15 protein-coding genes and 6 pseudogenes are annotated in these 15,577 nt (G+C 69.9%); 9 read left to right on the forward strand and 12 right to left on the reverse strand.

Annotated features, from left to right (window positions below):
* Window positions 1-53: 53 nt before the first annotated feature.
* Both ACFWU6_RS15945 and ACFWU6_RS15950 read left to right on the forward strand, forming a co-directional pair.
* Window positions 54-542 carry a hypothetical protein gene (locus ACFWU6_RS15945; RefSeq protein ID WP_383981499.1) on the forward strand — a complete coding sequence of 163 codons (489 nt, stop codon included), beginning with the start codon at window positions 54-56 and terminating at the stop codon, window positions 540-542.
* A 33-nt stretch (window positions 543-575) separates the two neighbouring features.
* Window positions 576-1,214, forward strand: a pseudogene (locus ACFWU6_RS15950) (IS5 family transposase); the annotation flags it as partial.
* A gap of 135 nt (window positions 1,215-1,349) precedes the next feature.
* On the opposite strand, the gene ACFWU6_RS15955 reads toward ACFWU6_RS15950, so the two are convergent.
* Window positions 1,350-1,595, reverse strand: a complete 246-nt coding sequence (locus tag ACFWU6_RS15955; RefSeq protein ID WP_383981501.1) for a hypothetical protein — start codon at window positions 1,593-1,595, stop codon at window positions 1,350-1,352.
* A gap of 207 nt (window positions 1,596-1,802) precedes the next feature.
* On the opposite strand from ACFWU6_RS15955, the gene ACFWU6_RS15960 reads away from it, so the two are divergent.
* Window positions 1,803-3,290 (forward strand): NF041680 family putative transposase, encoded by a 1,488-nt coding sequence (locus tag ACFWU6_RS15960; protein WP_383981503.1) that lies wholly within the window; start codon window positions 1,803-1,805, stop codon window positions 3,288-3,290.
* A 492-nt stretch (window positions 3,291-3,782) separates the two neighbouring features.
* Here ACFWU6_RS15960 and ACFWU6_RS15965 read toward each other — a convergent pair whose 3' ends face one another.
* A complete protein-coding gene (locus ACFWU6_RS15965; RefSeq protein WP_383981505.1) occupies window positions 3,783-4,382 on the reverse strand; it encodes a helix-turn-helix domain-containing protein in 600 nt (199 codons plus the stop codon).
* 147 nt (window positions 4,383-4,529) lie between these two features.
* Here ACFWU6_RS15965 and ACFWU6_RS15970 point away from each other — a divergent pair, with 147 nt between their 5' ends.
* From ACFWU6_RS15970 to ACFWU6_RS15985, 4 genes and pseudogenes are all read left to right on the forward strand, one after another.
* Window positions 4,530-5,159: a hypothetical protein gene (locus ACFWU6_RS15970; RefSeq protein ID WP_383981507.1), complete on the forward strand. Its 630-nt coding sequence runs from the start codon at window positions 4,530-4,532 to the stop codon at window positions 5,157-5,159.
* Window positions 5,160-5,406: 247 nt separating this feature from the next.
* The gene (locus ACFWU6_RS15975; protein WP_383981509.1) at window positions 5,407-5,661 is read left to right on the forward strand and encodes a hypothetical protein; all 255 of its coding nucleotides are present in this window, start codon (window positions 5,407-5,409) and stop codon (window positions 5,659-5,661) included.
* 268 nt (window positions 5,662-5,929) lie between these two features.
* Window positions 5,930-6,550 (forward strand): PH domain-containing protein, encoded by a 621-nt coding sequence (locus ACFWU6_RS15980; protein WP_383981511.1) that lies wholly within the window; start codon window positions 5,930-5,932, stop codon window positions 6,548-6,550.
* A gap of 120 nt (window positions 6,551-6,670) precedes the next feature.
* Window positions 6,671-6,871: pseudogene (locus ACFWU6_RS15985) on the forward strand (ATP-binding protein); the annotation flags it as partial.
* A gap of 725 nt (window positions 6,872-7,596) precedes the next feature.
* Here ACFWU6_RS15985 and ACFWU6_RS15990 read toward each other — a convergent pair.
* From ACFWU6_RS15990 to ACFWU6_RS16000, 3 genes and pseudogenes are all read right to left on the reverse strand, one after another.
* Entirely contained in the window at window positions 7,597-8,019 is a 423-nt protein-coding gene (locus ACFWU6_RS15990; protein WP_383981513.1) for a hypothetical protein, read from the reverse strand.
* Window positions 8,020-8,560: 541 nt separating this feature from the next.
* The gene (locus ACFWU6_RS15995) at window positions 8,561-8,800 is read right to left on the reverse strand and encodes a hypothetical protein (RefSeq protein WP_383981515.1); all 240 of its coding nucleotides are present in this window, start codon (window positions 8,798-8,800) and stop codon (window positions 8,561-8,563) included.
* A gap of 87 nt (window positions 8,801-8,887) precedes the next feature.
* A pseudogene (locus ACFWU6_RS16000) lies at window positions 8,888-9,076 on the reverse strand (calcium-binding protein); the annotation flags it as partial.
* A 26-nt stretch (window positions 9,077-9,102) separates the two neighbouring features.
* Between ACFWU6_RS16000 and ACFWU6_RS16005 the strand changes: the two are divergent.
* Together ACFWU6_RS16005 and ACFWU6_RS16010 are read left to right on the forward strand one after the other, a co-directional pair.
* Window positions 9,103-9,267 (forward strand): annotated as a pseudogene (locus ACFWU6_RS16005) (calcium-binding protein); the annotation flags it as partial.
* 64 nt (window positions 9,268-9,331) lie between these two features.
* Window positions 9,332-9,583, forward strand: a pseudogene (locus ACFWU6_RS16010) (flavin reductase family protein); the annotation flags it as partial.
* 286 nt (window positions 9,584-9,869) lie between these two features.
* Here ACFWU6_RS16010 and ACFWU6_RS16015 read toward each other — a convergent pair.
* The 7 genes and pseudogenes from ACFWU6_RS16015 to ACFWU6_RS16045 all read right to left on the reverse strand — a co-directional run bounded on the left by ACFWU6_RS16015 (window position 9,870) and on the right by ACFWU6_RS16045 (window position 15,547).
* Window positions 9,870-10,205 (reverse strand): chitin binding peritrophin-A domain-containing protein, encoded by a 336-nt coding sequence (locus tag ACFWU6_RS16015; protein WP_383981610.1) that lies wholly within the window; start codon window positions 10,203-10,205, stop codon window positions 9,870-9,872.
* Window positions 10,188-10,424, reverse strand: a pseudogene (locus tag ACFWU6_RS16020) (DUF6415 family natural product biosynthesis protein); the annotation flags it as partial. The pseudogene ACFWU6_RS16020 and the gene ACFWU6_RS16015, both read right to left, overlap by 18 nt.
* Before the next feature lie 12 nt (window positions 10,425-10,436).
* Window positions 10,437-11,111, reverse strand: coding sequence for a DUF402 domain-containing protein (locus ACFWU6_RS16025; protein ID WP_383981517.1), 675 nt, complete (start codon window positions 11,109-11,111; stop codon window positions 10,437-10,439).
* 130 nt (window positions 11,112-11,241) lie between these two features.
* A complete protein-coding gene (locus ACFWU6_RS16030; protein WP_383981518.1) occupies window positions 11,242-11,706 on the reverse strand; it encodes a hypothetical protein in 465 nt (154 codons plus the stop codon).
* Window positions 11,707-11,860: 154 nt separating this feature from the next.
* Complete coding sequence (locus tag ACFWU6_RS16035) at window positions 11,861-13,336, reverse strand: replication-relaxation family protein (RefSeq protein WP_383981520.1); 1,476 nt, start codon at window positions 13,334-13,336, stop codon at window positions 11,861-11,863.
* A 752-nt stretch (window positions 13,337-14,088) separates the two neighbouring features.
* The gene (locus tag ACFWU6_RS16040; RefSeq protein ID WP_383981522.1) at window positions 14,089-14,415 is read right to left on the reverse strand and encodes a hypothetical protein; all 327 of its coding nucleotides are present in this window, start codon (window positions 14,413-14,415) and stop codon (window positions 14,089-14,091) included.
* 244 nt (window positions 14,416-14,659) lie between these two features.
* A complete protein-coding gene (locus ACFWU6_RS16045; protein WP_383981524.1) occupies window positions 14,660-15,547 on the reverse strand; it encodes a relaxase domain-containing protein in 888 nt (295 codons plus the stop codon).
* Between the last annotated feature and the right edge of the window lie 30 nt (window positions 15,548-15,577).

The raw sequence follows: 15,577 nt of genomic DNA on the forward strand, positions 1-15,577 counted from the left end.
CTCAACCATTATTCAGGTGTGGATCAACACGAGAGGATGCCAGAGTCACCGTCGTGACCTTGATGAACGTGCTCGTCGACTTCGCCCGGACCGGCCGTATCGGCCCGCTTCACTGCGGCATGCCGCTGACCGCGGCCGAGGATCTCCTGGGACCAGGACGCCCGCACCCCGCCATCCGGATGAGACCGGACATCGACGGCTACCCCTACGCCTGGAACGGCCTGGAGCTGGTCGTAACCCAACGCGTCGTAAGCGGAATCGATATCAGGCTCCGGGCGGGCTCGACGACCAAGTTGCCGCACCTGGTCTTGCCAGACTCAGAGTCCTACCCCTCAGCAGTGCTCCGAGAAGACCTGATCGCCGGCCTTGATGCCGTCGACTGCCGCCACGACGTCAACGACCGCCTCACGTTCGGAGAACAGTCCAGCATCCTTACCCAACCCGCGAACGTCTGCGCGGTGTTCTTCACGCCTCGCCGTGACGATCACGTGCCCCATCGTGAACGCCAGTACCTCGGCGTGATCCATAAGCACACCGCTTGACATTCTTGATTCCACAGAACGCCCTGGCAGACCGTCTACTATCACTTCGCCAGCTGGATGCGGGCCGGAGTCCTCGGTTTCATCCGTGACCAGCTCCGCCGACAGATCCGCACCGGCCAGGGGCGATGCCCCTGGCCGGTGACTTTGATCGTGGACTCGCAGTCCGTCAAAGGCGCCGACACCGTCTCCAAGGCGACTCGTGGCTTCGACGCCGCGAAGAAGATCAACGGACGCAAGAGACACATCGCCGTCGACACCCTCGGCTTACCCGTGATGATCACGGTGACACCCGCCGACATGACCGACCGCGACGCGGCCCGCGAGCTCCTCTGGCGCCTGCGCGTCATGCAACCGCAGATCACCCAGGTCTGGGCCGACTCCGCCTACGCTGGCCAGCTCGTGAACTGGTCCGACGACTTCCTGAAGATGACGCTCAGGACCGTCTCCCGTCCCCGCGGCGCAAAAGGCTTCGTCGTCCTGCCCCGACGCTGGAAAGTCGAACGAACCCTCGGCTGGATCATGAAGTCCCGCCGCAACGTCCGGGACTACGAACGGCTTCCGCAACATTCCGAGGCCCACCTGACCTGGTCACTCATCACGCTCATGACCCGGCGCCTCACCCGCAAGGGATCCCGCAGCGACTGGTCGAAGAAGCCAGTCGCGAGCAGCTGAACCCGCCTACCGGTCCCGATCCCACGCTGAGCTTCGACCCTGGCGCGGTGAAGATGGCGCTGGCTGATCCGGCCAAGGCCTGGGCCGTGTCCTCCCTCTGCGGGTGAGGCCGAGGCGGTCAGCCAGCGAACTTCGTCATTCCGGCGCCAGGGCGGCGTCGCGCCGCCGAAGGTCTTGCACCGCCGAGACCACGCCCCGGCCATCGCCGACCATCCCCAAGAGCCCGATCGGGACAAAAAGCCATCGCCAGGCACTGTGAAAATGCGTGATCACGATGATTGCGAAGACCAAGTGGGCTACACAAGCCGCGAGGTTCCCCAGCAGGCGCAGCACCGGGTGCGGTCTCCTGCGGAACACCTTTTCGAACCAAGTCTTTTCCACTTGCCCACCCCTCATTCAGTCCGGAGTCACCCCGGACGACGACAGGGAAACAGTAGCGACGTACTCAAACAGGCACTGAGCTTGTCGTTTATGGTCCGGCGTCGAACGGGGCTCGAACTTGTTCGGTGTTTTCCCAGTTCACCAGCGTCATGAGGGGCCACGGGCCGATCCTGTGCTGAGCGACAACGCAGCACGGAGGCCGGGATCGTGGGACTGGTCGGGCATGAGGTTCAACGAGACGCGTTGACGGTGGTTGTGGAGTTCCGGTCGGAGTTGTACGCGTGCCTGACCGCGCGGAGCGACGCTCTGTTTGAGCTGTGCGACGCATTGCTGTGCACCGACGGTCCGGTCCGCACCCTCGTGGACCTGGCGCTCGCTCCCGAGCACCGGCGCGGGCACGGGGCGTTGTACTCCGGGATCAACCATGGTCGGATTGACTTCGCCCGGCTGCGGCGGGCGCTGACCAGTGTCCCGCTTCCCCGAGCCGGCGACGGTCGGCTGGTGCTGGCGGTGGACGTCTCGCCGTGGTTGCGGCCGGACGCCGACACCTCCTCGGACCGCTCCTTCTGCCATACCTTCGGCCGGGGCCTGGGCAAGCACCAGATGGTGCCCGGCTGGCCGTACTCGATCGTCGCCGCCCTGGAAACCGGCCGGACCTCCTGGACCGCCTTGCTGGACGCGATCCGGTTGGAACCTGGAGCCGACTTGGCCGCGGTCACCGCCGGCCAGGTCCGCGACGTCGTCGAACGCCTTGTGGAAGCCGGCCAGTGGCAGGCAGGGGCCCCGAAGATCATGGTTGTCCTCGATGCTGGCTACGACGCGCCCCGCATCGCCCACCTCCTGAGTGATCTTCCCGTCGAGGTGCTGGGCCGGCTCCGTTCGGACCGGGTCATGCGCAAGCCCGTCCCTGTGCCGTGGATCTGCCCGCCGCAAGGTGGTCGCCCGCCCAAACACGGCGGCGAGTTCGTCTTCGGTGACCCGGCCACGTGGGGCGAGGCCACTGCGGTCACCGTGACCAACACCGACCGGTACGGGACCGCGACCGCACAAGCCTGGGACCGGCTTCACCCCCGGCTGACCCGCCGGGCGGCGTGGCTCGACCACGTGGGCCCGTTGCCGATCATCGAGGGCACCGTGATCCGGTTGGCCGTCGCGAAACTGCCCAGTGGCGGGGTGAACAAGCCCGTCTGGCTGTGGTGGTCTGGCACCGGTGGCGCCATGGACGACGTCGACCGGTGCTGGCAGGCATTCCTGCGAAGGTTCGACGTGGAGCACACGTTTCGGCTGCTCAAGCAGACCCTCGGATGGACCCGCCCCAAGCTCCGGGACTCCGGCGCGGCCGACCGCTGGACCTGGCTCGTCCTGGCCGCACACACTCAGCTCCGCCTCGCTCGCCCGCTCGCGAGGGACCTCCGACGGCCGTGGGAGCGGCCTGCGGAACCGAACAGACTCACCCCGGCCCGAGTGAGGCGGGGGTTCAGGAACCTGTGGGCGAAGACGGGCACGCCAGCCGGTGCACCGAAACCCACCAATCCCGGCCCCGGCCGCCCGCTCGGCTCGAAGAACCGACAACCCGCCACCCGCTACGACGTCGGACGAGTCCTCGCCACCGGCGAGTCCTACGCCCGCCCCGCGCACCACAAGCAAGGAACCAAGCCCCGGCGCACTGGCGAGACGACCCGTTCCGACGCCTAATCCTGGGCGCGAAGCCGTCCCCGGATCTGGCATGCTGGCCCCGTGAACAACAAGATCAGAAAGGACGATGCCGCGTAGTCGGCCGTCCCAAGTCCGCGCCTCCGGACGTCACCCGAGGCGGCAGGCGCATGAAACACCAGCACCTGGGCTGCCGCGTGGCTCGGGCAAGCTTGCCGGAGCGGTTTCCCGCCTCGAGCACGATCGGCTCTGGCCTGGGGCGATAGCCCAGGCCTTGCAGCAGTGGTCGCGAACAGCCCACCGCCCCAGTCGTGCTCTCGCCGGCGGTTGCGGTTGCCCTTTGTGCAACCCCTTCTACACAACCGACGAGCGGGGCGTTCTGGAAGCGGCCATGCACGCTCTTCCGCCACAGGCGGCGCGTGAACTGCGGCGTCTGGTGAAACCGCTCGACGACCTCTACATCGCCAAAACCTGGCCCGACCCCTTCGCCTCGCCTGACGACGGATGGTGGGTAAGACGCTGTTGGGGATAGGCCTACGTCGATCGCTGCCCCAGCACCGTTGCCTGCCCAGCAGAGTCGTTAAACGGCAAGCTGAGGGTCTGGCGGGCGTTGCGGGCGGCGTCGACCAAAAGGCGCAGGGCCTCGTCCCACTCGGCGGTGCCGCGCTCGTGCATCAGGATCGTGGTGTTGAGGTCCTCCAGCAGCGCGGGCAGGAGTCCGGCGACCGCCGGGAGGTTCGCGCCCTGGCGGTGCCGGTTGGTGGCGGCGGCCTGGTCCCGGACGCGCTGGACGTCGGCGGCCGGCCCGGACGGCACGAGACCGGGGTGGCCGGAGAGGATCAGCGAGGAGCGGCGCAGCGCCGCGCGGAGCGCGGGTACGTGCGGGACGGCGGAGCCCTGTTCGCGGCGTAGGCGGTAGGGCTGTCCCAGGAGCCAGACGACGTCGACCTCGCAGACCGTGGCCACGGCCGTGATTAGGGAGTAGCGGTCCAGGGGGAGGCGGCCGGCCTCAACGTCCTCGGCCCAGCGCTCCGAGCGGCCCACCAGACCGGCCATCTCCGCCTGCGTCAGGCCTGCCGCGATCCGGGCCACGCGCACGCGCGCCCCGATGCCGGTGTCAGGGGAATGGGTCATGAGCGGCACCTCTCCGTTCTGGACTCCTCACCCGGACGGTACTCCCCACGAGCGACCTGCGGATACGCCAACTACCCAACAGGGGAGGCCTCTACGTCCACAAGGCCGTCGCCGCGCGCTGTCAGTGGCGGGCCCGAGAATCAGCGGATGCCCCACGAACCGACGGCGTACGAGTCCGAGAACCTCGCCGCCTCCTTACGCGCATATCTGTCCGAGACCGGCTTCGCCTTCACCGGCGTGACCGCCAAGGAAGCAACCCCGGCCATCACCCGCGCGGTGGCCAACTGGGCGAAGGCCTCGGGCTGGAAGTGCCGGTCGGAGGCGCCCATGCGGTACATCGACCCGCCACGCCCAATGGACATGGGTTGCCGCAGGGTCTGGTGGCCGTCGTGGTCCGCCTACCTCGACCTTCGACTGCTGCGCGAGGACGGTCCCCCGATCGCGGTCGAGATCGACCGCGAGGACACCGGCACCGCCATGGACAAACTCCGTGATGAGGCGTTGCGCGGGCGTCCCGCGCTGTGGATCCGCTGGCACGGGCCGGTGCGCGCCGAGCTCCCGGCCGGCGTAGCCCGCCTGCGCCTGCCGACGCGCACCACCCGCTCACCCATCCGGTACACCCTGACCGCCGTCGACGACACGGCAGCGATCACCTGCGGCGAGCCCGTCTGTCCCGGGGCCCTGGAGGACGCTCTAGCCCGGGACAGGCTGCGGATCGCGGATGAGAAGCGCGCCGCGGCGCTCCGGCCGTCCTACCCGCCGCTGATCAGATGCTGATGAGCGATGCGAGGGTGCGTTGATCGGCTGGCCTAGCCTCGGGGTCGGGCCGCTTCTCGGGCCGCCGACCACCGTACGTAGGGGATGCCGCCGAGCAGCCCGGCCGCGACGGCAGCCGATGCCCACATGGCGACCGTCGCGGATTCCCTGAGCTTGTTCTTTTTCTTCCGGACCCGACGCCGAAGGTTGGGCAGGCAGCCGCGTGAACGTTGATCTGTGATGCGCCACAGCGCGCTGACCTGGCAAGATGCTCATATGGAAACTGGGTTTCCCTTGGGGGTCTACACCAACCGTCGATCTCCGCCTGTGGCGTGCTGACGCGATCGTGCTGTTCGACTGGCTGATGAGCACCGACCTGAACCCCGTGCCGATCACGCACCCGGCTCAGAAGCAGGCTCTCGTAGACCTGCTGGCGCGCTTGGAGGATGTGGACGTCATGGAGTCCACCGAGGAAGAGATCGCCGCAGCCCAGGCCGAGGTGGCCAAGAACATGGGTTGGTAGGGACTCGCACAGCGTGAGCTGAAGTTTTTCCCGGGCCCAGTCGACGAGTTTCCCGGCGTAGCCGCCGTCGGCCCAGACCAGGCGGATCGAATCGAGCAGCTCCCGCAGGGTGTTGTTGCCACCCGCCCGACGCCGCTCGATTGCCGACAGTGCTATCGCCTCGGTCGTGGCCGGCGAGCGGTCTTCGACCGCCTCCTCTGTGAGTCCTCCGGTCTGCGGCTGCGATCATGTGGCAGACCAAGACCATCTCGGTATCTCAGGGGGAACCGTGCGGGAAGTATCACTGCCACGCCGCTATCGGACCACGACCCGCAAGACGGTCACCGTCGCGTGGCTCGCCGGCCTGGCGATCGCCGCGTTCCTTCTGAAGACGTGGATCGAGCCCTTTCCGCTCTGGCTGCAGACAACGACCACCATCGTCTGCGCGGCGGTCTACGTCTTTGCTCTGTGCGTGGCGCCGCGGACCTTCACGAACGTCGACGGCGAAGGCATCTGTCTGCGTGCGGTCGTGCGCACGCGTCGCCTCGGCTGGGCCGACATCTACGACATCCGTACTGTCACACCGCCCTCGCCCTCGGTGGGGGAGCGTGCGACCCCAGCGAGGGTCGTCTACGCCTACCGTTCGGACGGCCGACGCGTGCTCCTGCCGAACCTGGACCCCAACGAACTCGGTGAAGAGAGATTTTCACGTGAAGCGGCGGCCTTGCGAGCCCTGCTGGAGGAGCGACGCGCTCCCGGCTGGGTGCCGGACCCGCGTGTGGAGGCAGACATAGCCCAGCACGAGGCGCGGTACGCGAAGCGGTATCGGGCTCTCACCGGCCGGATCTCCCTCACCCTGTTCGTCCTTGTCGTTCTCGCCGTCATCATCACTGGCACGACCATCTTCTAACGTCAAAGCACGGTAGATGTCCACAAAGGCAGGCGACGCCACCCTGATAAGCGCCGACGCTGTACCGGATTTCCGGTGTACCCCGTGCCCCTGGGCCGCACGGCGCTCGCATCGGGTCCCATGATCGTATGGCTCAACGGCACCCACGGCGCGGGCAAGACGACGAGTGCACTCGTGCAGCAGCTGATCCCGGATTCACGGGTGTTCGACGCCGAAAAGGTCGGCGAGACACTCATGGACATCCAGCCAAGACTGCCCAGGACGAACAACTTTCAGCACTGGCCGCCGTGGCGGCCGCTCGTGGTTGAGACCGCGCGTCGCCGGGCGTGCCGTGGGAGCCCGGCGGCCCGGGTGCGCCAAAGTGGTCGGATGCGCCGCCGGACCCTGCCCTTGATGATTGCCGTCCTGCTGGCCGCGTCGGGGTGCGTCTCCGTCGCCCCCACCGACGACAAACCGCCCCATGAGCGCGCGGGCATCGCCGCTCCGACGTCGGCCCCGGCCCCGGGGTCGGCCTCGAACCAAGCTGGGCAGGAGCGCGCGTTGCCGCTGTCGGCACTTCCTCCGGAGTCGGCGCCCGCAGCCGTCTCGGCCCCGGAGGCTGTCGCCGCGGTTCCCGCAGAGGAGAAGCCGGTGGCTCGGCCCCGGCAGAGGACACGACCGGTACAGCAGGACGACCGGCTTCAGACCTGGGTGCGAGTCGAACGGAAGAGGACGTCGTCGGCGAAGCCGAAGCATCCGCGTTCGCCGGTGCGCGTTCCGCAGGCCAAGCCGACGGCGAAGAAGGTACGGCCGCCGGTGCCCTCGATGCCTCGGCGACCGCAGCCCGGCCAGGTGTCGGGGAAGCTGGACATGGCCGACCTCTGCCGTGCCTCGCACGGCGTCACGAGTCCCACGATCACCCAGCTCTGCGGCTCGTCGCTCAGGTAGCGGACCGGGCGCACCGGCGCGGGCCCGGCATCGTGGTGATGCCGTGCCCGCGCGGAATCGGGATCGGTGGCGGCCGCAGTGATGGAGCTCCGTCGGGACGGTGGTCCACCACTGCGTGCTCAGTCTGTGGCGTGCTGGCGTGCTGCGGCGAGCAGCCTTTGCGCGGTGCGGTCTCTGACTTGGTAGCGCTGGGCGATCGCGGTGGTGGTGAGGGGTGAGCGGCGGGCCTGGTCGGCGATCTCGGCGATGCGTGGGTCGTGGCGGGGGCGGGGTGCTCGGTTGCGTGGGTCACCGGGCTGCTGGCCGGGGTTCTGGTGCCGCTGGTCGCCTGCGTCGCGTCGCGCGAGGACTGTGTGGCGTGGCCACCAGGTCCGGCCGTGTCGGTCGGTGCCCTTGGGCAGGTAGCCGGTGGTGGCGTAGGCGCGGACGGTGGAGGAGTCGATGCCGAGGAGGGCTCCGGCTTCCTTGTCGGTGAGGAGGTCGCTGGGGTGGGGGTCTGTGCCGGTGGCTAACTCGGGGGCAAGTCGTAGGGCAGCCTCCATTGCCGCCCCTGATTGCCACCGCCCTGGGTAAGCCTCCGCGATGGGAGGCTTGCCCAGGCCGCCGACGGGGGGCTTGCCCAGGTCACCTGCGGAAGCGGGAGAACCAGCGGCCCTCGGTCTTCTGCTCGGGCAGGGACGGCTCCAGACGCCGGGGCCCGGTCGACCAGGCCCCGTCCACTTCGGTCCTCTCTCGCCGGTCGCAGTCCCCGCACAGAGTCGGACGGGCCTCCGGGGGAAGGGTGTCCCAGCCGGACGGCGGCTCGGTAAACGAGACAGGGCTCGTTTTGACCAGCCCGCCGGGCAACGCTTCTGGAGGCCGGCTTGTCGCTGCAACTCTGACCCCCAGCGAGGGGCGCCGACCGGCGGGTGTCGTACGGGGACAGGGTGGTGGTGCGGCGGATGTCGGCGACCAGGGCGTGGCCGGTCAGGTGCAGGGCGACGAGGACGGCCGATCATGTCGGTCCGTCTGGTTGGCACAGAAGGGGCCAACGGCGACCGCGTGTTTCTTGCGCGGTGCCGCTGGCCCTTTACCGCGCCCTACTCAGCAGCGGGGAATACCCAGCGCGAGGAGCGTGAAGGCCACGGTTGGGCTCAACGGTTCCTGGAGGGTGGGGACTCCATCGGTGAGAGTCACGATGAAGTACGACGAGTCCTGCTGCAGGACGCAGGTGTACAGGATCGGCTCCGCGGCTGCCGCCGGCTGGGCCGAGACGGAGGTCAGAGCTAGAGCGAGACCGACACCGGCGAGCGCGGCTGAGATACGTGCACGATTGATGCGCATGAGTGGAGCTCCTCAACAAGGGGGGTTCCGGCGGGCCACCACGACAGGTGACCCGTCCGACCGAACGATCCGACCAGCCGGTAGGGATCAGCAGCTGCTGACGGTGTCTCCGGTGTCGGCGGTGCAGGTGTCGGAGCCTAGGCCGCCGTTGGCGGTGTCGCCGCCGGCCCCGTCCGCGACGTCGATGCTGTCGTTGCCCAGGGCGCCGCTCATGATGTCGGTGCCGGAAGTGTCGACCAGGACGTCGTTGCCGTTCTGCCCGTCGAGGTCGTCGTTGCCGGGCCCCCCCGGGGAACGACACCCTCAACGGCACGAACGCCGCTGACGTGATCTGCGGGCTCGGGGGGAACGACACGATCGACGGGAAGAACGGCGACGACACCGTCTACGGGGGCAGCGGCGACGACGTGATGGGCGGCGGGAACGGCGCCGACACCCTCTACGCGGGGGCAGGGAACGCGCCGTAGATGTGGTCCTGGCCGTTGTCGAAGAGGTAGAGCAGGGAGCCGAGGAGCGTCTCGCCGGGCCCCGTACCTCACCGTGCACCTGCTGCGGCGCGACCAGCGCGCCTTGGCCGAGCTCTTCGGGGGACGCACCGGGGACACGGTCGACAAGTTCGCTCACGCGGCCTGGCGGCCGGGGGCGGACGGCTGCCCGATCCTCACCGACGTCGCCACCTGGTTCACCGGCCGGGTCGAGGGCCAGATCGAGGGCGGCGACCACGTGGGCTTCCTGCTGGCCCCCGTCCGGGAGGCCCCGCCCGCCGCGGGGGACCGGAGGTAGCACCGAAGGTGTGAACCCCCGAAAACGTTGATCTTGCATTTGCGCAGGTCAGGGGCCGTGGGCAAGCCTCTTTCGGAAAACGACACCTCTTTCCTCGCGATAGCCGAGGGAAGAGGTCGTCCGCATCCCGGGGGCCGGCGGCCGCGCGGAGGGGTACGAGTACCGGTATGACGCGCCGGGCCCGGGAGGTCGTGGAGAACCGCGGCACCGCGAGGTCCTTCTCGCTCCACCGGGTGGTCGGTAGCTGCCCCTGCGCACCTCGTCGGCCGCGGGGATGTTCCTGGGGTTATCGGGGGGTCTGTTCGGTGACGCAGCCGGCTTCGTAGGACCACAGGCAGGCGTCTGAGGCGGCGTCGTAGTGGAGTCGGCCGTTGGGGCAGTTGTCGGGGTTGGGGTGGCAGTCGGCACAGGAGCGTTCGTAGGCGTATTCCTGGGCCACGCAGCTCATGAACTTGGTGCAGTCGGAGGGGTGGATGTAGTTGCCGTCGGGCTTGCCAGCGCAGCTGTAGAAGTCGACCAGGCGGGAGGCGCCGGCCCGGCTGGCTGCACCTCTCCAGACACCTCTGCAGCCCCCTTCCGGTGCAACCCTCTCCGGGGCAAGCGCGGCCTCCAGGCGGTCCAGCCGTTCGTAGAGGGCGCGGACGAGACGGGCGCGGTTCTGGACACAGTGCACGGTGCCCTCGATCGTCGCGGACAGCCGGCCTTCTGCCTCGCGCAGGACGACATCGGCGAGCGCCCGGGGCCCGCTGCTCTTGGGCAGCTGGTCCGCGCGGCGCCGTACATCGGAGGCGACCGCGCGGGCGTGACCGGTCAGCTGGAGGGCGATCTGCTCGTAGTCGCGTAGGGCGCGGCCTCACCGGCTCGCCGCCACCGCTTCCGGGCCGGCTTCCTCACGCTGGGGCAGGCGCAGCGCGGGCCAGGCCGGGTTCCAGCGCCAGGACGCCCACCGGTCGGCGTCCGCGAACGGCCCGGCCCGTTCCTCGAGCATCGCGAGGACCTGGGCGCGGGCGTACTCCACCGCCTGGTGCTCGGTGTCGGTCACGATGCCCAGGCGCCGCACGTGGGCGTACTCGTCTTCGTCCTTCCACGTCCACGTGCTGAGGTCGGGGTCGATAACGAGGTCGACGGTCAGGTCGAAGGTGTCGAACCCGATCTCGGTGCGGCGGGTGGGATGCTCGAAGTTGACGTACCAGTTCCTCAGCCCGGCCGCGGTGAAGAAGGCGTTGATGCTGAACCACGCGCCCGGCGGCTTCCACAGCAGCAGCTCGGTCTCCTGCCACACCCCGGGCGCGAGCTCCCACTCCCCCGACGCCATCGCGTCGAACGCCTCCGTACGGACCGACCGGTCGCCGTCGGCGCGGGCCTTGGCGTACAGGGCCGGCCACAGCGCTTGAGCACCGGGCGCGCAGGCGGTCACCAGCGCCTCGCTGGTGTCGGTGAGGACGCGTAGTGCTTGCTCGCTCCACACGTGCCCGGAGCGGTGCACGTCGCGCCGAACGGCCGTCTCCCCCGTCGTGAAGGTTTTCACCGGTGCCTCCCTCGCGAGCCCGGCCGGGACGTCCAGCCGGGCGGGCACCACCTCAGCGCGCCGGGGGTGGGGTGGGCAAGCCGCCGTTCGGGGCGGCTTGCCCAGGCTCCCCTTGGGCTTGTCCAGCCGCTCAGGCTTGCCCGGCCGCCGGCTCCCACAGCGGGCGGGCACGCCCGGTCCCGTCGCAGTGGAAGCACCGGCCGCCCCCTGGTGTGCTGCGGGCGCCGATGGTTCCGGCGGCGTGTCGGAAGAGCCGGGTGAGGCCGGCGGCGTGCGCTGCGTGGATCGGGAGCTCCTGCCGTCTGCTGAGTGTGAGCTCCAGGGCGACGCCGGGGCCGGTGAAGTGGGCGTGGGGGAGGTTGCCGGTCATCGCGCGGAGCGTCTCGTTCACTTGGTGCATCGTCTCCGCGCCGGTCAGCTGCACCCGGGCCGCGAGGATGGTGTCGGCGGCCGCGGTGAAGGTCAGCAGCCCGGCCGGGCGGGCGAGCGACCCGACGCGGCCCACCGGGTCAGGATGGGTGTGCTGAAGTTCGGCCAGGGCGTGCCACAGGTCGCCCGGCAGGTCCGGCGCGGTCTCTTCTCTGCTGCGTCTCATGAGACCTGTCTAGGGCCTGGCACTGGCCTACAGCCGGGTTCGGCCTCTTCTTCCCGTACGGCGACGCCCCGACTTCACCGGCCGTCCCGCCGGGCGGGCTGTTGCGCCCCGCCCGGCGGGCGGCTTGCCCAGGCTCCCCTTGGGCTTGCCCGGATCAGGTCCGCCGACGGAACCAGCCGCGGCCCCGGTCCGGCTCGGGGTCGTCCAATGGCTCCGGCGGCGCGGCGGCCTGGAGGCGGGCGGCTTCGGCGGCGGCTTCCTCGCGGGCGACGTCGTCGGCGCGGCACGGGCCGCACACGGACTTGTCCCCGGCCCGTACGGCGGTCCGGTGCACGGTGATCTCCTCCCAGCGTTCGTCCGTGAACTTCCGCCCGCACCGCCTGCACACCGGGCGCTCCGCCTCCCGCTGTGCGGCGCGGCGCTGCTGGTCCGCCGCGTCGGCACGGGCCTCCTGGTCGCGGTAGAGGGCGTGGCCGTCGGGGTTGTCGAGCGCGGCCGTCAGCGTCTGCTCCCCGGTGCGTCCCAGCCGCCGCCACACCGGCGCATCAGCGCCGTGCTCTTGGAGCTGCTCCAGGGTGGTGACGACGACGGGCACCGCCTGGCGGTAGTCCCGCGCGGTGACCGCCTTCGGGTAGAGGGTGTCGTACCGGCGCGGCGCCCAGTAGCGGCGGCCGGCCTCCTCCAGTACGGCGACCGTGTTGTCGACCTTCGCCTCGGTGGTGTCCGCGAACACGAACGCGACGGGCACCAGGCCCTCCCGGCCGGTCGGCGGGTAGAACCTGCGCCACAGCCGCTTGTCGTGGTCGACGTGCTCGATCGCGTCCGGCCGCGAGCGGACCAGGTCCACGGTGTGCTTGGCCGCGTCCTTCGGGAGCAGTCGGCCCCACTCCCAGTACCGGCGCAGCTTGACCACCAGGTCGTGGGCGTCCTCGGTGCGGCGGTCGATCTCCAGGAGCATCACCGGCACCCGGGCCTCCCGCGCCCGCACCACCAGGTCCGCCCGCTGCACGAAGCTGCTGCCGAGCCGGTGGCCGATCTCGGTCTGGAAGCCGAGCCTGTGCCCGATCCCGGCACGGTGGAGTTCGGCGGCCGTCGAGGTGACCGCCGCGGCGTGGTCGTCGTAGCTGGTGCCGAGCAGCTTCCCGGTGACCGGGTCGTACTTCTCCTTGCGCAGCACCGAGATCCGTATGCCCTTCGGCTCCAGCAGCTTCTTCGCCTCGCCGTGGCCTCGCTTCGTCAGCACCCACACCTGCCGCTGGTCGTCCCGGACCGTTTCGATCCTCACCAGGTGGTGGTCCTCCAGATCCAGGAGGTTGTCCCGTACGAGCTTGTCGTGCTGGTTGCCCGGACGGGTCAGCTTCCACAGCTGGTCGGGCGTAGCCCTCTGGAAGACCCCCAGCGCTTGCAGCAGTTCCCGGCGTCGAGGTTCGGTCGAAGTCCTCCTGTGCTGAGGTCGCCTCTGTACATGAGGGTTGTCGGACTTCCGGCGACCCCTTGCCCGCCCGGTCTGACCTGCGGATACGCCCGGCTTGGCGGGACGGGGCGCGGAGGGGGTGATGGAGGGGTGCACGGAGGGGGTCTTCCGGGCCTGTTCGGGGGTCTGTTCAGACTCGTCGGCGGTGCTCGCCACAGGTGCTCCTGAAGGGATGAGGGCGGGCCTATCCCGCCATTCACCTGCTACAGGTAGGCTTTTCGGCTTTCGTGTGACGCCGCCCTCGGAGAACTCCTCCGCTGTGACCGCATCGTGATCAACCGGGAGGGGGGAGAGTTCTCCCCCTCGGCTCCGGACTCTGTCCACAGGCCCGTCGTTCGAGCATCGGTTCGTGGCCGCCGTGATCCGCGCGGTGGCCCGTACGTGAGGAGCCGTCATGCCCGAGACCACCACTTTGCCGCTCGCCCCGATGACCCCGGTCGTCAAAGTCAGAGCACCGCACCGGGGCCATGATGCGCACCACGTGCACCGCACCAGGTGCGTTTCGACGTTGGCTGGGCCCTATCACACACCCCCTTGACCAGGCCCTGATCGGCGGCCGCAACCTGCTGTGTCAAGGAGAAACATGCCAGTGGAGAACCTGGTCAAGGGGTGGAGCCGACCCCGGTCAAGGGGGTCGGCCGAACCTGGACGAGGGGGTCAGCCGAACCTGGACAAGGGGGTGGCTCGTGGTGGGCGGGAGTGTAGGTGCGGCGCACCAGGTGCGGGCGGGAGTGGCGCACTCGGTGCGGTGCGGGCCATCGTGGTGTGCCCGAGAGTGGAGTCCACCGTCAATCGGTGCGCACCGCAGTGGACTCCACCCGGTGGAGGCCACTGAGTGGAGTCCACTCGATGGGCTCCACTCAATGGCGGCATCGGGCGGTCCACACGGTGGACGATGCCCGGCGTCGTCACCACACCCAGGCGTTCGAGTGCCGCATCCGGGACAGGGCGCGGGCGTCGCGGCGGGCGGCGGCGCTGCCGATGGGGTTCTGCCGGGGCCGTGGCCGACGCGACTGGGCGCCGTAGAACCTGCGGACACCGGCCGCCTTGAGCCGCTTGCGCTGCTTGGCCAGCTCCGCCTTCTTCGCCTTGATGGACTTCGGCTTCCGGGACCGCTTCCAGATCGGCTGCCAATCCGTCGGCGGCGCGTACGCCTCGGCGCGCTTCTGCGCGGCCTCCTTCAGCCGGGCGGCGACGGCTTCGATCCTCGGGTCCGCGGGCGGCGTGGTGGTCATCCGATTCCTCCGGTGGGTGTGGTCCGGCCCGGCGCGGGCTGGACAGGCTGTTGGGCGCTCGGCGGCGGGGCCGTCGCGGATTTGGGAGAGGGGCGGCGGGCGGCGGCTCGTTCCCGGATGCCGGCCTGGAACCGCGCGGCCATCTCGGCGGCTGCGGCCTCCAGCGTCCGGCTGGTCAGCTCCACCGCGGCGACGTCCGTCGTCGGCTCCAGGTCCCGGCCGGCCCTCCGCCCTTGGCGGGGGTTCAGTGGTCGGCACGGTGACGGTGCGCGGCCGGGGCCGGGAGTTCAGGCGATCCGCGCGGCGTAGTGCGTGGACGCGGACGGTCAGCGCCCCGGCGGCGAGACAGGCCCGCTCGTATGGGGCGGCGGCCCGCTTCCGGGTCAGCGCGCGCAGCACGGCCTGGTCCTCGGTGTCGTGCGGGTACAGGGCGCGCAGGTCGGCGGTCATCATCCGCCGGCTGGCCGGGCGGGTGTAGCTGTCGATGGCCGCCTGGACTATCTCCTCGTCCAGGCCGGACCGGTGAGGTCGGCCTCGCAAGACGTAGGAGAGGTGACGGCGGGCTTCGGCGAGGAGGTGGTGGTGCTTGAAGGCGCCGCGCATCACGTACACCACGGCGGCGACGTTGACGGCCGCCAGCGCGACGTCGACGACCGGGCGCACCCGCGCCCATATCGCCGCAGCCGCTGCTCGGGAGCGCTCCGCCAGCCCGGCGACGACGTCGGCTCCGTACGCCCCGGCTCTCCGAGTCCCGCCAGGCGGCGCGTAGCTGGGAGAGCGAGCGCAGTTCCTTGCGCTTGGGTGAGCGGGTCTGGTCGGCGGCCTGGCAGGCCAGCGCGTAGGCGGCCCGCTCCCCCGGCGGATGTCCCTGCCGCTCCTCGTACTCGGCCGTGAGGACTGGCAGCGCGTCCTCGATCTGCTGGCGGCGAGTCGACTGCCAGCCGATGAGCCGCTGGTCGATCCCGGCGATCTCCATGACCGGGCGGCGGCCGGGCGTCACCTCACGCGGCTCCCACGCCCACCCGAGCCGGGCCGAGACCTCCTCCATGAAGAGCAGGGTGTAGAGGGTGTCGGCCGCGACGATGTTGGCGAGCATCGAGTCGGCCGACAGGTTGCCCCACTGTAGGCCCATATTCGGAATGTCCCGTTCCGGTCTGCTGAG

Source organism: Streptomyces sp. NPDC058674 (assembly GCF_042716505.1).
Classification (GTDB): Bacteria; Actinomycetota; Actinomycetes; order Streptomycetales; family Streptomycetaceae; genus Streptomyces.